This is a genomic window from Nocardia sp. NBC_00508 (genome assembly GCF_036346875.1).
GTDB lineage: Bacteria > Actinomycetota > Actinomycetes > Mycobacteriales > Mycobacteriaceae > Nocardia.
In genome coordinates, this window is record NZ_CP107852.1 from 1766425 (window position 1) to 1780170 (window position 13746).

The 13746-nt window shown below is 69.9% G+C and carries 13 protein-coding genes; 10 read left to right on the forward strand and 3 right to left on the reverse strand.

Going from position 1 to position 13746, the window contains the following annotated elements; genetic code table 11:
* The first annotated feature begins 81 nt into the window (after positions 1-81).
* The 4 genes from OHA40_RS07945 to OHA40_RS07960 all read left to right on the forward strand — a co-directional run bounded on the left by OHA40_RS07945 (position 82) and on the right by OHA40_RS07960 (position 5038).
* A complete protein-coding gene (locus tag OHA40_RS07945) occupies positions 82-960 on the forward strand; it encodes a ribokinase (RefSeq protein ID WP_330232419.1) in 879 nt (292 codons plus the stop codon).
* A gap of 310 nt (positions 961-1270) precedes the next feature.
* Positions 1271-2641 (forward strand): glutamine synthetase family protein, encoded by a 1371-nt coding sequence (locus OHA40_RS07950; protein ID WP_330232420.1) that lies wholly within the window; start codon positions 1271-1273, stop codon positions 2639-2641.
* A 1-nt stretch (position 2642) separates the two neighbouring features.
* The gene (locus OHA40_RS07955) at positions 2643-3722 is read left to right on the forward strand and encodes an amidohydrolase family protein (protein ID WP_330232421.1); all 1080 of its coding nucleotides are present in this window, start codon (positions 2643-2645) and stop codon (positions 3720-3722) included.
* 92 nt (positions 3723-3814) lie between these two features.
* Entirely contained in the window at positions 3815-5038 is a 1224-nt protein-coding gene (locus OHA40_RS07960; RefSeq protein ID WP_330232422.1) for an RtcB family protein, read from the forward strand.
* Positions 5039-5094: 56 nt separating this feature from the next.
* On the opposite strand, the gene OHA40_RS07965 is transcribed toward OHA40_RS07960, so the two are convergent.
* Positions 5095-5577: a hypothetical protein gene (locus tag OHA40_RS07965; RefSeq protein WP_330232423.1), complete on the reverse strand. Its 483-nt coding sequence runs from the start codon at positions 5575-5577 to the stop codon at positions 5095-5097.
* 147 nt (positions 5578-5724) lie between these two features.
* Here OHA40_RS07965 and OHA40_RS07970 point away from each other — a divergent pair, with 147 nt between their 5' ends.
* Together OHA40_RS07970 and OHA40_RS07975 are read left to right on the forward strand one after the other, a co-directional pair.
* Positions 5725-6657, forward strand: coding sequence for an alpha/beta fold hydrolase (locus tag OHA40_RS07970; RefSeq protein WP_330232424.1), 933 nt, complete (start codon positions 5725-5727; stop codon positions 6655-6657).
* A gap of 250 nt (positions 6658-6907) precedes the next feature.
* Complete coding sequence (locus tag OHA40_RS07975; protein ID WP_330232425.1) at positions 6908-9019, forward strand: RecQ family ATP-dependent DNA helicase; 2112 nt, start codon at positions 6908-6910, stop codon at positions 9017-9019.
* Between the two features lie 203 nt (positions 9020-9222).
* Here the strand turns inward: OHA40_RS07975 and OHA40_RS07980 are convergent, their stop codons facing one another.
* Both OHA40_RS07980 and OHA40_RS07985 read right to left on the reverse strand, forming a co-directional pair.
* Entirely contained in the window at positions 9223-9531 is a 309-nt protein-coding gene (locus OHA40_RS07980) for a hypothetical protein (RefSeq protein ID WP_330232426.1), read from the reverse strand.
* A gap of 67 nt (positions 9532-9598) precedes the next feature.
* Positions 9599-9838 (reverse strand): hypothetical protein, encoded by a 240-nt coding sequence (locus tag OHA40_RS07985; RefSeq protein ID WP_330232427.1) that lies wholly within the window; start codon positions 9836-9838, stop codon positions 9599-9601.
* Between the two features lie 228 nt (positions 9839-10066).
* On the opposite strand from OHA40_RS07985, the gene ligD reads away from it, so the two are divergent.
* The 4 genes from ligD (at position 10067) to OHA40_RS08005 (ending at position 13744) form a co-directional block, all read left to right on the forward strand.
* A complete protein-coding gene (gene ligD / locus OHA40_RS07990) occupies positions 10067-11041 on the forward strand; it encodes a non-homologous end-joining DNA ligase (RefSeq protein WP_330232428.1) in 975 nt (324 codons plus the stop codon).
* A 122-nt stretch (positions 11042-11163) separates the two neighbouring features.
* Positions 11164-12117 carry a D-isomer specific 2-hydroxyacid dehydrogenase family protein gene (locus tag OHA40_RS07995; RefSeq protein ID WP_330232429.1) on the forward strand — a complete coding sequence of 318 codons (954 nt, stop codon included), beginning with the start codon at positions 11164-11166 and terminating at the stop codon, positions 12115-12117.
* Positions 12118-12504: 387 nt separating this feature from the next.
* Complete coding sequence (locus OHA40_RS08000; protein ID WP_330232430.1) at positions 12505-12840, forward strand: hypothetical protein; 336 nt, start codon at positions 12505-12507, stop codon at positions 12838-12840.
* A gap of 1 nt (position 12841) precedes the next feature.
* Positions 12842-13744, forward strand: a complete 903-nt coding sequence (locus OHA40_RS08005; protein WP_330232431.1) for an SDR family NAD(P)-dependent oxidoreductase — start codon at positions 12842-12844, stop codon at positions 13742-13744.
* Positions 13745-13746: the final 2 nt, after the last annotated feature.

Genomic DNA, 13746 nt, shown 5'->3' on the forward strand with positions numbered 1-13746 from the left:
CCACACCGGCCGCGAACGAGGGCGACGAGACGACTCGGGTGGTGCGTGCAAGCGGCGCAGCCGGCGACTACCGTCCGGCATATGACGGTCGAACCGGACGCCCCAACGATCGTGGTGCTCGGCAGTATCAACATGGACCTGGTGACCACCACCGCGCGGCGCCCCGTTCCCGGTGAGACGGTGCTCGGCACGGGCTTCGCCATGGTGCCGGGTGGGAAAGGCGCCAACCAAGCCATCGCGGCGCGGCGAGCAGGTGCGCAGGTGCGATTCCTCGGGGCGGTCGGCGAGGACGTGTTCGCCGCCGAACTGCGCAGAGCTCTCACGGATTCCGCCGTGGCGGCCGACCGCCTGCGCACCGTTGCCGGGCCGAGTGGCATCGCCACGATCGTGGTCGACGGCGACGGCGAGAACAGCATCATCGTCGTCGGCGGGGCGAACGCCCGGATGACCGAGCTGAGCGAGGACGATCTGGCAGCCATCGCGGAGGCCGATATCCTGCTGTGCCAGTTGGAGGTTCCGATCGAGACGGTGTCCGCTGCCGCGCGCCACGCCCGCGCGCACGCCACGAGGGTCGTGCTGAATCCCTCGCCGGTCCGCCGACTGCCCGCCGAACTGTGGTCCGATGTCGATGTGGCCGTGGTGAATTCGGGCGAGGCGGAGCAGCTCGGCGCCGACCTCGATCCGGTTCCGCACGTGGTGATGACGCGCGGTGCGGCGGGCGCCGACTATCGCGGACCCGACGGCACGCGGCTGTCGCGCCCCAGCCCGCAGGTGGACGTCATCGACACCACCGGGGCGGGTGACGCCTTCACCGGAGCACTGTCCGCCGCCTGGCACCGCGGCCCGGAATGGGCGCTGAGCTGGGCATGCGCGGCCGGGGCGCTGGCGACCACGAAGCTGGGGGCCAGCAGTTCGATCCCCACTCGGGAAGAGATCACCGCCGCGCTGGTCGCCGAGTAGGACGCGGTCGATTGCCGCGCATCCGTGCGCCGCAATGGGCGAGCCGTCGCGGACCGTACCGGCCGATCCAACAGCCTAGATGCCATTTCGACGAAACGCCTTCCGGCCGCTGGGTCACGCCGGTCGCGCGCAGCAGCCGCGTGGCGACTTCACCTGCCCCGACCTCGGTGCGATGGCGGAGATAACGTGGGGGGAAGATCGAGCGCGGGCGCGCCACCAGCGGCGCACCGGGAGCCCGATGGCGGACGCGCAAGCTCCGCTCCCGCGGCGCTCGTGCCGTATGTCGTTGCGCCGATTTATGGTGGTGCGCATGACCTCCACGCCGGATCGCATCCCCGCCGACGGCGACACCGCGCCGATCGACCGGCTGGACGCGGCCATGGTCGTACTGAGCTTCGTCGACAACGCGGGCATCACGCGGGTGAAAGCGGTGCCCAGGCAACGCCTGGACCTCGCGTCCTGGTACGGCGTCGGCGTGTCCCCGTGCTTCGAGACCTTCGCCTTCGACGACCTGATGACGGTCGGGCGCTATCTCGGCGGTCCCGACGGTGATCTGCGGCTCGTGCCGGATCTGTCCATGCTCACCGAACTGGCCTGCCAGCCCGGTTGGGCGTGGGCGCCCGCCGATAAATACACCCAGGACGGCACTCGCTTCGTCGCCTGCCAGCGCCACTTCGCGGCACGCCAGGAGGAGGCGGCCCGTGCTGCGGGGCTCGGATTGTCCATGGCGTTCGAGACCGAATGGTCCGTGGGCCGGGCCGACGACACGGACGGCTTCACCCCCGCTGTCCACGGCCCCGCCTACGGCATCGTGCGGCTCGGGCAGGTCGCCGAGTACGCCGCGGACCTCGTCGCCACGCTGGACCGGCAGGGCGTCGCGGTGGCCCAGTTCCACCCGGAATACGCGCTCGGCCAACTGGAATTGTCGGTGGAACCGTCCGAGCCGGTCACCGCCGCGGACGAGGCCGTCCTGGTCCGGCACACGATCCGTCAGGTCAGCGCACAGCACGGCTGGCGCGCGCTGCTGGCTCCGTGCATCGAACCGGGCGGCGCCGGTTCCGGGGCGCACCTGCATCTGTCCGTCCACGACGACGAGGGCCCGCTCTTCTCGGGCGGCGACGGGCCGCACGGTATGCGGCGGACCGGCGAGGCGTTCTTGGCGGGAGTGCTACGTGAACTGCCCGCGCTGGTCGCGGTCGGCGCGGGAAACCCGGCGAGCTTCCTACGGCTGGAACCCTCCCGATGGGCCGGAGTGTGGCAGTGCTGGGGCCGCGAGACCAGGGAGGCCGCGCTGCGCTTCATCACCGGGGTGCGCGGCACCGAGGGATGGGCAGCCAACGCCGAGATCAAGTGCTTCGACGCGACCGGCAATCCGTACCTGATCGTCGGCTCGGTGATCGCGGCGGGGCTCGCCGGTGTCGCCGACCAGCTGCGCTTGCCCGCCGAAATCACCGGGGACCCAGTGACCTTCGATGCCGAAGCCCTCGGGATGTCGGAGGTGCGGCGGCTGCCGACCACACCGGCCGAAGCCGCCGACCACCTCGCCGAGTCCCGGGTGCTCGCCACCGCGATGGGCGCGGAACTGCACGACTCGCTGCTCACCGTGCGCCGCGCGGAAGCCGAGCGATACGCAGGCGCGAGCGCCGAAGAACTCGTCGCCCTGACCCGTTGGCGGTTCTGACGTGCTCACCGACGGTCTGCCACTGACCGACCACCACTGTCACGGCGTCGACGCCGGCACGCTGGATCGGCCCGGCTTCGAGCGTTTGCTCGGCCAAGGCGCCCGGGGCAGTTTCGATTCCGCGATCGGGCTCGCGGTGCGCCGCTGGTGCGCGCCCGCGCTCGACCTGCCCCCGCACGTCGGCCCGGACGTCTATCTCCGCCATCGCGCCCAGCTCGGGGGAGGCGAAGTCGCCGCGCGGCTGCTCCGCGCGACCGGTGTGACCCGATGGTTCCTGGATACCGGAATCGGCGGTGGAACAGCGGATTTCGCCGCGCTGGCGGAGGGAGACGTGCACGAGGTCGTGCGCCTGGAGGAGATCGCCGAACAGGTCATCGCGCAGGTCGGCGCGGTGTCGGGCGTCTACGACCGGATCGAAGCCGAGCTGCGCGTGCGTGCCGCCACCGCCGTCGGGCTCGAGACGACCGTCGCCTATCGGTGCGGTTTGGATTTTCCATTTCGGGATCACCCGCCGACCAGTTTCGCGCCCGAACACCGGCTCACCGATCCGCATGTGCTCGGCTGGCTGGTCGGTCTCGGCGCGCGGATCGGGGCCGAGCTCGGACTCCCCTTGCAATTCCACACCGGATTCGGCGACCCCGACCTCCACCTGCGGCACAGCGACCCGCTGTTGCTCACCGATTTCTTGCGCCGGACCACGGGCACAGGGCTGTCGGTGATGCTGCTGCACTGTTGGCCGTTCCATCGCCATGCCGCGTACCTCGCGCACCTCTTCGACCACGTCCACGTGGATCTCGGCCTCACCATCCCGTATGTGGGGCATCGAGCCGGAGCCGTACTCGCCGAGACACTGGAGCTGGCCCCGTTCCGGGCACTGTGCTACTCGTCGGACGGCTACGGACTGCCGGAACTGCACTATCTGGGCGCCCTGCTCTGGCGGCGCGGGCTCGGCGCCCTGATGGACGAGTGGATCGCCGCCGACGCGATCACCGCAGCCGACGCGGAAGCCCTGGTCACGGCCATTGCACACGGGAATGCCGAGCGCGTGTATCTGGCACCGCTCGACCGTCTCACCCCCTGACAATCAAACCTGGCGGTCGGTCGATATTCGGGTGCGCCGGGTGCTGTCGGTCCCTACCGTTGATGGTGAGAACCAGCGAAAGGATCGAGACGATGTTTCCCGTCGAGCTGCGCGGCACCAAGGCGCAGACGCTGATGTGGGCCCATGAGCACGAGGTCGAGCTGGCCGCGCTCCAGCAGCTGCGCAATATCGCCGCGCTGAAATGGGTGCACGGCGTCCGCGTGATGCCGGACGTGCACCTCGGCAAGGGGGCCACGGTCGGCTCGGTGATCGCCATGAAGGACGCGGTGTCGCCCGCCGCGGTCGGGGTGGACATCGGTTGCGGCATGGAGAGCGTGCGCACCGACCTCACCGCGGCCGACCTGCCCGACAACCTGCACTCGCTGCGGTCGCGGATCGAGGCGGCGGTGCCGGTCGGGTTCCAGGCCCACGACCATGCGGTCGACGTCACCAGGCTCGGCACCCAGGTCGCCGGGCTCGGCGCCAGCACCACCACGCTGCGGGCGGGCTGGGATCGCTTCTGGGGTTCCTTCGGCACCCTCGACGATCACGTGCAGGCCCGAGAGTCCAAGGCGCACAAGCAGATGGGCACGCTCGGCGGCGGCAACCACTTCATCGAGGTCTGCCTGGACCAGGACGACCGGGTATGGATCCTGCTGCACTCCGGCAGCCGCAACATCGGCAAAGAACTCGCCGAGCGACACATGACGATCGCGCGAACACTGCCGCACAACGCCGACCTGCCCGACCGCGATCTGGCGGTCTTCGTCTCCGGCACGCCGGAGATGGAGGTCTACCGGCGCGACCTCACCTGGGCGCAGGAGTACGCCGCGCGCAACCGCGCGGTCATGCTCGCCCTGGTCTGCCGCGCGGTCAGCGCCGAATTCGCCGATCGCGGAGTGCGTTTCGAACAGCCGATTTCGTGTCACCACAACTATGTGGCGGAAGAGATCATCGACGGCGTGCCGATGCTGGTGACCCGCAAGGGCGCCGTGCGCGCGGGCGACGGCGATCTCGCACTGATCCCGGGCTCGATGGGTACCCGGTCGTATGTGGTGCGCGGCAAGGGTAATCCGGCCTCGTTCCAGTCGGCCTCGCACGGTGCCGGACGGCGGATGAGCCGCAACGCGGCCAAGCGGCAGTTCACCGTCGCCGATCTCATCGCCCAGACCGAGGGCGTCGAATCACGCAAGGACGCGGGCGTGGTGGACGAGATCCCGGCCGCGTACAAGGACATCGACGAGATCATCGCGGCCCAGCGCGACCTTGTCGACATCGTGGCGACGCTGCACCAGGTGCTGTGCGTCAAGGGGTGACCGTCGCGTAGCTTCGCGCCGGGCGAATTGCGGTCGCCCGGCGCGGATTCCCGTGTTCAGCGCCGCCGCAAAGTGGCGGCGAGGCCCGCCCCGATCAGGATCAGCCCGAGCATCAGGGCCAGGCCGTTGAGCACCCAATTGTGCACGGCCAGGCGCAGTTCCGGCGACAGTGCCGGTGACTGCTCGATCAGGCGCCAGGTGTCGTCGGGAGAGAAGATCTGCATCGCGCCCGGCAGCAGACCCCAGACCAGACCGGCGATCACGGTGCCCGCGGGCGAATACGCGGCAAGCACCGCGACCAGGAACAACAGCAGCGCGCCCCCGATGATCTGCGCGTTGGAGCCCCACCGATCCCCCGCGCTGCCGAGGATCACCCACTGCCTGGTGTCCAGGCTGCCGCTGGCGGCCAAGCCGATTCCGATCGGCGTCACCACCAGGCAGACCACCGTGCCGACCAGGGTGCGGGCGATGTTGTTGCTGGTGCGGAACTGGGCGCCCGGCGGGGACCACCCCGCGGTTGGCTGGTAGTGGCTCGACATGACTGCCTCCTGCGCGGTTCCCCGGGCTCGGGATTCTGTCCGCCCTATTGTCCGTCGCCGGAAGTGATTTCGCGGCGGATGCGCCACGGACCACGAATCGGACCTGCCGGTCTGGATTCTGTGGCGGTCTCCTCGGTACCATCGGATATGCCCTGGCGGCCATCGTTCTTCTCCCCCGCTCCGGAGCCGGACCCGGCGACCGGTCCACCGGAGATACCCGGTGTGCGGCGCTCGTTCGTCACCGCGCGCGGCGTCCGCTTCCACGTCACGGAGGCGGGCCCGGCGGGCGGACGCCCCGTGCTCGCGCTACACGGCTGGCCACAGCATCATTACGCATACCGCCACCTGCTCGCCGATCCGCCGGACGGACTGCGGATCATAGCGCCGGACCTGCCCGGATACGGCTGGTCCGGCCCCGCGCCGCATCGGTGGGCCAAGGAGGATGTCGCCTCCGACCTGCTCGCCCTGCTGGACGCGCTCGGCCTCGACCGCGTCCTGCTGGTCGGGCACGACTGGGGCGGCTACATCGCCCACCTGCTCGTGTTGCGGGCACCGGAACGATTCGACGCGCTCCTGGCGCTGAACATCGCCCACCCCTGGCAGACGCCGCGCAGTATCCTCCCGCACGCGTGGCGGTTCCTGGTCTATCAGCCGCCGATCGCGGCCTTCGGCAGGTACCTGCACCAGCGCACCCGCTTCCTGGAACAACTCATCTTCGCCGGTGCCGTACGCAACCGTGCGGAGTTCGGACCCGAGGTGATCCACGCATACGCCGACCGCTTCCGCGACCCGATCTGCGCCGCCACCGCGACCGACACCTACCGCACTTTCCTGCTACGCGAAGTCCCTCGGTCGGCCAGGGGCGGCGAACAACGCCGCGCAACCGTACCCATCCGCACCCTGTTCGGCGTCGAGGACGCCGCGATCCATCCCTCGCTCGCCGCCGAACAGACCGCGCATGCCGACGACTACCGCCTGGAACTTGTCGAGAACTGCGGCCACTTCATCGGCGAGGAACGGCCGGACCTGGTCCGAGCTCGACTGGTCGAGCTTGCGGCAACGACCGCGCGACCCGCCTGAGCACGGTCTCGCATCGGTCGTCGTCGACGGCCGACGTTGTCACGCGTCCGCGCCACGTACTGCGTGAACCGCACACATGGGGCAGCTCCACGTCCACCGTCGACAGCGGCCGGAAGGCGCGTTACCGGCCCGATCGGAAATCCACTGGCTGCCCGATGGCCGTATGGACGGGCCGGGAAAATGCGAGCCTGAATGAGCTCGGCGGCGGGCGGCGCGTGGTGTGTCGGTGGCCTCGGGCACGATGGTCCGCATGACGACGGCGACCGATGTCTCGATCGACCTCAGCGCCCCGGACCTGCGCATGCATGCCGAGCAACTGTTGCGCGAATTGGCTGGGCCTGCGGCGCGGCTGCGGGAGGACCAATGGACCGCCATCGAGGCCCTGGTCGTGCGGCGGCGCAGGGCGCTGGTCGTGCAGCGCACGGGCTGGGGCAAGTCCGCGGTGTACTTCATCGCCGCCAAATTGCTGCGCAGGGCCGGTCGCGGGCCGACGGTGATCGTCTCGCCGCTGCTCGCGCTGATGCGCAACCAAGTGGCCGCCGCGCAGCGCGCTGGGGTGGTCGCCGCCACCATCAACTCGGGCAACGTCACCGAATGGGATGAGATCCACGCGCAGGTCGCCGCGAGCGCGGTCGACGTGCTGCTGGTGAGTCCGGAGCGGCTGAACAACCCGGATTTCCGGGACCAGGTGCTGCCCGAGCTCGCGGCGGACGCGGGCCTCGTGGTGATCGATGAAGCGCATTGCGTATCGGACTGGGGTCACGACTTCCGGCCGGACTACCGCCGCATCCGGACCTTGATCGCCGATCTCGGCTCCGACGTGCCCGTGCTCGCCACCACCGCGACCGCCAACGACCGGGTGGTCACCGACGTCGCCACCCAGATCGGCACCGACACCCTGGTGCTGCGCGGCACGCTGGATCGCGAGTCGCTGCACTTGTCGGTGATCCGCTTCGACGACGCCGTGGAACGCAGCGCATGGCTCAGCGGTCAGCTGCACCGGCTGCCGGGCTCCGGCATCGTCTACACCCTCACCGTCGCCGGCGCGCACGATCTGGCCGACCTGCTGAACTCACACGGCCACACCGTCGCCGCCTACACCGGCCAGACCGACCCCGCCGAACGCGAGGTGCTGGAGGCCGCGCTGCTGAACAACGAGGTGAAGGCACTCATCGCCACCTCCGCGCTGGGCATGGGCTTCGACAAGCCCGATCTCGGGTTCGTGGTGCACCTGGGCGCGCCTTCCTCCCCCATCGCGTACTACCAGCAGGTGGGTCGGGCCGGGCGCGGCACCGACCGCGCCGAGGTGGTCCTGCTCCCCGGCCCCGAGGACGCGCGAATCTGGAGCTACTTCGCCTCGGTCGCCTTCCCCCGCGAGCACATCGTCCGGGCGGTGCTCGACGCGCTCGAGTCCGACCGGGCACTGTCCACCGCGGCGCTGGAACCGCTGGTGGAGCTGAACCGCTCCCGGCTGGAGATGGTGCTGAAAGTGCTCGACGTGGATGGGGCCGTGCGCCGAGTGCGCGGCGGCTGGATCGCCACCGGCCAGCCCTGGACCTATGACACCGAACGCTACGAGCGCCTGTCCGTCGCCCGCGAGGCCGAACAGCAAGCCATGATCGACTACGAGTCGACCTCCGACTGCCGGATGGAGTTCCTGCGCCGCCAGCTCGATGACCCGGGACTGCCCGCGGATGCGCCCGGCTGCGGCCGCTGCGACAACTGCACCGGCACCCGCCCCGATCGCACCGTGACCGCCGACGCCGTCGCCGCGACCAGAGCCCGTCTCGACCGCCCCGGCATAGACCTCGCCCCGCGCAAACAGTGGCCCACCGGAATGGCGAAACTCGAAATCCCGTTGTCCGGCAAGATCACCCGCGGCGCCGAGACCGGTCGCGTGCTCGGCAGACTGACCGACCTCGGCTGGGGGCAACGCCTGCGAACACTGCTCGACGGCCCGGACACCCCCGTCCCCGACGCGGTCTTCGACGCCTGCATCGCCGTTCTGCGCGAATGGGATTGGGCAACCCGCCCCGCATCGGTGCTCGCACTGGAATCCGCACGCCATCCCGTGCTCACCGCCAGCCTCGCCGCCCGGCTCGCCGAGATCGGCCGCCTGCGCGACCTCGGCACGCTGCACACCCGCCCGGACCGGCCGCCGGTCTCGGCCGCGAACTCCGCGCATCGCGTCGCAGGACTGTTCGACTCATGGGAACTCCCCGACCTCACCGCCGTACCGGGCCCGATCCTGCTGGTGAACGCCACCACCGACACCGGATGGACGTTCACCGTCGCCGCCCACGCACTGCGCGCGGCCGGAGCCGACGCCGTCCTGCCGTTCGCGCTGGCCACGCCGACGTAGCGGCGGCAGGGTTGCGGTGGCATCGCACCGCAGCCGGGCGACTTCTCCGAAGCTTCATCGACAAATCGCGCCGAACAGCCGCGCCTGGCCGCACTCCCGCTCGGCCGCAAAGGCATTCAGGTCCGGATGCACCACTGCGAAAGTGCAGGCCCGCCGGCGAATCCGTCGAGCTTCGGCCGACCCGTACACACCAGTGGCTGCCGTCAAAGGCTGAGCGTCGCCCGCAGTCGGGCGTCGAGGGATTCCGTCTCGGCTGAGCTCAGCACGCCGACGTATTCGCTGAGCCAGGGGCGGTAGGCGCGGTGTAGTTCGAGGGTGTCGGCCCAGCCGTGGTCGGTCTTGGTGGCCAGGACGTGACCGGGGTCGGCATCGCGCAAAGGGACCACGTGCAGCCACGGGTAACGCGAGGTGATCACCGCCGAATCGGATATCAGCACGACCGTCATGCGCCGCGGGAACGGCGTGCCGTCGCTGAGGGTCGGGGCGTAGCGCCAGATCTCACCGCGTCTCATGCGTTGCCTCCCTCGGCATGAGCGGGCCCTCCATGGTTACGCAAGCCGCCGCTTCCTGGCCTGATGCTCATGCCGCGCCACTGGCGTCGTCTTCGGCGGCCTGGGTGAGGGCCAAGTCGTCGTAGGCGGCGGCCTGTTCGGCCTCCTCGTCGATGATCAGCGCGCTCAGGCTGTCGTGCACGAGTGTGCTGCGCAGCGCCGCGTTGATCACCGAGGACAAGCTGCGGCTCTGGCGATCGGCGGCCTCCCTGGCCCATTCGGCCACCTGGGGATCCAGCGTGACGGTCACGCGTGTCGCCTTGCTCATACCCGTATGCATACCAGAACGATGCACCACCCGGAACCTGTCCGGGGCATCCGTTGGGCGGCGGGACGGACTGCGCCCGGCTGCGTCATGCGGCCACCGCAGACGTCGCCCGGCCCGACGCGGCGAAAGGACTATGTCCGACCGCGCCTGTGGCTGCCTCGGACTTCGCTCCGCTCGACGCGGGCTCGAGACGGACTTCGTCGGGCTGCGCCCGTTAAGGTCGGATGCGTGGCCGGCAAATCCGCTGCGTCGGCGATCGAACTCGAGGTCGGCGACCACACGATTCGCATCTCCAACCCGGACCGGGTCTACTTCCCGGAGACCGGCGCGACCAAGCTCGACTTGGTGCAGTACTACCTGAGCGTCGGGGACGGCATCGTCAACGCGCTGCGCGACCGGCCCTGCATGCTGCACCGGTTTCCCAAGGGACTGGCCGGTGACAAGGTGCACCAGAAGCGACTGCCCGCGGGCGCGCCGGACTGGGTTCCCACTGTGCGGGTGTACTTCCCGCGCTACGGCAGGCATGCCGACGAGCTCTGCGTCGAGAAGCTCGCGGATGTCATCTGGGCGGTGCAGATGTCGACCGTCGAGTTCCATCCGTGGAACTCCCGCGCCGCCGACACCGAGCGTCCCGACGAGTGGCGCATCGACCTCGACCCGATGCCGGACTGCCCATGGTCACGGGTGCAGCGCGTGGCGGGCGTCGTCCACGAGCTGCTCGACGAGCTCGGCGCCGTCGGCTGGCCGAAAACCTCCGGCGGCAGCGGACTGCACGTATACGTCCGGATCGCCCCGAACTGGGGATTCCAGGACGTGCGCCGCGCGGCGCTCGCTTTCGCCCACGAGGTCGAGCGCCGCGCGCCCGATGACGTGACCACCACGTGGTGGCGGCGCGACCGCGACCCGAAGTTGCTGTTCGTCGACTACAACCAGAACGCGCGCGACCACACGATCGCCGCCGCCTACTCGGTGCGCGGTGTTCCCGCCGCAACGGTCTCCACCCCGGTGCGCTGGGACGAGATTCCCGATATCGATCCACGCGACTTCACCATCTCCACCGTCCCAGCCCGCTTCGCCGAGTTCGGCGACCTGCACGCGGGCATCGACGACGCGGTGTTCCACTTGGATCGGCTGCTGGAGTGGGCGGAACGGGACAAGGTGGACGCGGAGCTGGACGAACAGTCCGATCAGGACGAGAGCTAGCGCCGCGCCGGACGGACGCGACACTCCGCCGCCAACGCCACGATGCTACGGTCGCAGCGGCGCGTCCGACCGCTGTTCACCGCCGCACGACCACGTCGTACTGCACCGAAGGAGGTCCATCCATGAGCCGACCGGCAGCAGTACCGATCGCCATCTGCCCGACCGAACCTCCCCCCACGCTGGTGGAGAAGGCGGTGCTGGAGGCGGGCGCCATGATCTGCGACCTCGACGAGGCGCGTGGGCTGATCTGGGTGGGCGGCCCCGGCGAGTTCCCGGACGAGCTGCCCGCTGGCGTGGAATGGGTGCAGCTGCCCGCGGCAGGCATCGAGGACTGGTTCACCGCGGGCATCTTCGCCAAGCATCCCGACATCCGATTCACCTCCGCCGCAGGCGCTTTCTCGGCCAGCGTGGCCGAGCACGCGCTCATGTTGCTGCTCGCGGGTGTCCGCTATCTGCCCGAGCACCTGCGCGCGGCGGGCTGGCGTCAGCAGGACTTCTTTCCGCACGTCGGTACGCTGCGCGGCAAGACGGTGACCATCGTCGGCGCGGGCGGCATCGGACGCGCGCTGATCCCGATGCTGATTCCGCTCGGCGCGCACGTCATCGCGGTGAACCGCAGCGGGCATCCGGTCGCCGGGCCCGGTATCCCGGAGACCGTCGAAACGATCTCCGCCGACCATCTCGGCCGGATCTTGCCGCGCACCGATCACGTGGTCATCGCCGCGCCCGCGACGCCGGCCACCCGGCATCTCATCGGCGCGGACGAGCTCGCCCGGCTCAAGCCGTCGTCCTGGATCATCAACGTCGCCCGCGGCAGTCTCATCGACACCGACGCGTTGGTGGCGGCGCTGGCCTCGGGCGCGATCGGCGGCGCCGGGCTCGACGTCACCGATCCGGAACCGCTCCCGGACGGCCATCCGCTCTGGGTGCTGCCGAATGCCATTGTCACGCCACATGATTCGAATCCGCCGCAGCTGCGGTTGGCCGCATTCGCCGATCACGTCGGCGCGAACGTCCTGCGGTTCATCACCGGACGCCCGCTCCTGGCACCGATCGATCGCGGGCGCGGCTACTGAGCATGAAAATGTCGGGATCGCAGCGAGTCCCACCGGTGCACAAGAGGCCGGAACCCGGAATCAGCTGCGGTGACCCGGCATTCGGCCAGGCAGAGCCGGGCTGAGGATTCCTCGACGACGTCGCTCTCGGCGTTCGGCGTAGTGCTGGACGAATTTCCAGCACGCGGGGTTCCGGTTTGGTCCACTCGTAGTACGCCCTGTCGTCGTCAGTGCGCAGCCGGTCACGGAACGCGGCATCCGCTCGATTTCCGGTGCGCCTCCATCGGTAGCGCCGCTATTGCTCAGCCGCACGTCACCGACGAGCGCGTGGCGCGGACCTGCACCCTTGATCAGCCTTCAATGAATGTGCCATTGACAACTGGCACATTCATAGCTGATTCTGAGCGCATGACAAGGTCAACGAGGACCTCGGTCCCCGGCGTTCCCCTCGCGCCCTCCCCGCGCGCCACCGTGACCGCCGCGGCGGCCCGTCTCGGGCTGCGACCGCTGAACTGCGCGATTCCGATGAACGGCCCCGGCGTCTGGTTCGCCCGCCGGCTCATCGCCACACTGATGGCCATCGGCGGCCCCGTTTGCAGCTGCGAGCTGGAGCTCTGGCGGGGGCAGCTGCACGTCTTCCAAGCCCTCCCGATGGTGGTGCCCGAGGCCGACCACGCCCTCGCCCGCGCCGCCGACTTCCTGCGCGCGGCGCTGGTGGCTACCGCTACCGAGAAGGTGAGTTGAGATGTTCGGATTGGACCGGTTGACGACCTTGGGCAGGTCGGGCCGCACGCACGGCGCGCGAGCCGTGGTCACCGGCGCGGGCAGCGGCATCGGCCGGGCGTTCGCCCTGAAGATCGCGGCCCGCGGCGGCCAGGTGATCTGCGCCGACATCGACGAGGCACGCGCCGACGAGACAGTTGCCCTGATCAAAGGCACGCACCCCGGCGCAGCGCACGCCTTCCGCTGCGATGTGGCGCGGCGCGAGGACGTGGAGCTGCTCGCCCGCTTCGCCGACACGCTTTTCCAGCGCCCGGTCAGCTTGGTGATCAACAACGCGGGCGTAGGTATCGGCGGAAAGCCGGTGGGCCGCATCGGATTCGATGACTGGCAGTGGGCGCTGGAGATCAATCTGTGGGGTGTCGTGCACGGCTGCGAGATCTTCGCGCCGCGGCTGCGCGCCGTCGGGCGCGGCGGCATCATCAACGTCGCTTCGGCCGCCGGATTCGCCGCGGCGCCCTCGATGGCCGCCTACAACGTATCGAAGGCCGGTGTGCTGTCGCTATCGGAGACCATGGCTGCCGAACTGAGCGGCAGCGGCGTCGCGGTCACCGTCCTGTGCCCGACGTTCGTGCGGACGAACGTCGCCCGCGACGGCCGGATCACCAAGGAATCCGCGCAGCTGGCCGACTTCCTGATGCGCTGGACCGGCTTCTCTCCCGAGCGCGTCGCGCGCACCGCGCTGGATGCGCACGACCGCGGGCACCTCTATGTCCTCCCGCAGCTGGACGCGCACATCGTCTGGCTGCTCAAGCGGCACTTCCCCGCTCGGTACACCTACGTCCTCGGGCTGCTGGACCGGCTGCTGCCCCAGGCCGACTCGACCAGCACCGGCAGCGCGCCGGTCACCGACAAGACAGGGGTCTGACA

Bases quoted from the DNA above. Each gene is read 5' to 3' on its own strand.
- OHA40_RS07975 (WP_330232425.1), top strand. From the start codon at position 6,908: ATGACGACGGCGACCGATGTCTCGATCGACCTCAGCGCCCCGGACCTG.
- OHA40_RS07980 (WP_330232426.1), bottom strand. From the start codon at position 9,531: ATGAGACGCGGTGAGATCTGGCGCTACGCCCCGACCCTCAGCGACGGC.
- OHA40_RS07985 (WP_330232427.1), bottom strand. From the start codon at position 9,838: ATGAGCAAGGCGACACGCGTGACCGTCACGCTGGATCCCCAGGTGGCC.
- OHA40_RS07945 (WP_330232419.1), top strand. From the start codon at position 82: ATGACGGTCGAACCGGACGCCCCAACGATCGTGGTGCTCGGCAGTATC.
- OHA40_RS07965 (WP_330232423.1), bottom strand. From the start codon at position 5,577: ATGTCGAGCCACTACCAGCCAACCGCGGGGTGGTCCCCGCCGGGCGCC.
- OHA40_RS07995 (WP_330232429.1), top strand. From the start codon at position 11,164: ATGAGCCGACCGGCAGCAGTACCGATCGCCATCTGCCCGACCGAACCT.
- OHA40_RS08000 (WP_330232430.1), top strand. From the start codon at position 12,505: ATGACAAGGTCAACGAGGACCTCGGTCCCCGGCGTTCCCCTCGCGCCC.
- OHA40_RS07960 (WP_330232422.1), top strand. From the start codon at position 3,815: ATGTTTCCCGTCGAGCTGCGCGGCACCAAGGCGCAGACGCTGATGTGG.
- OHA40_RS08005 (WP_330232431.1), top strand. From the start codon at position 12,842: ATGTTCGGATTGGACCGGTTGACGACCTTGGGCAGGTCGGGCCGCACG.
- OHA40_RS07950 (WP_330232420.1), top strand. From the start codon at position 1,271: ATGACCTCCACGCCGGATCGCATCCCCGCCGACGGCGACACCGCGCCG.
- OHA40_RS07970 (WP_330232424.1), top strand. From the start codon at position 5,725: ATGCCCTGGCGGCCATCGTTCTTCTCCCCCGCTCCGGAGCCGGACCCG.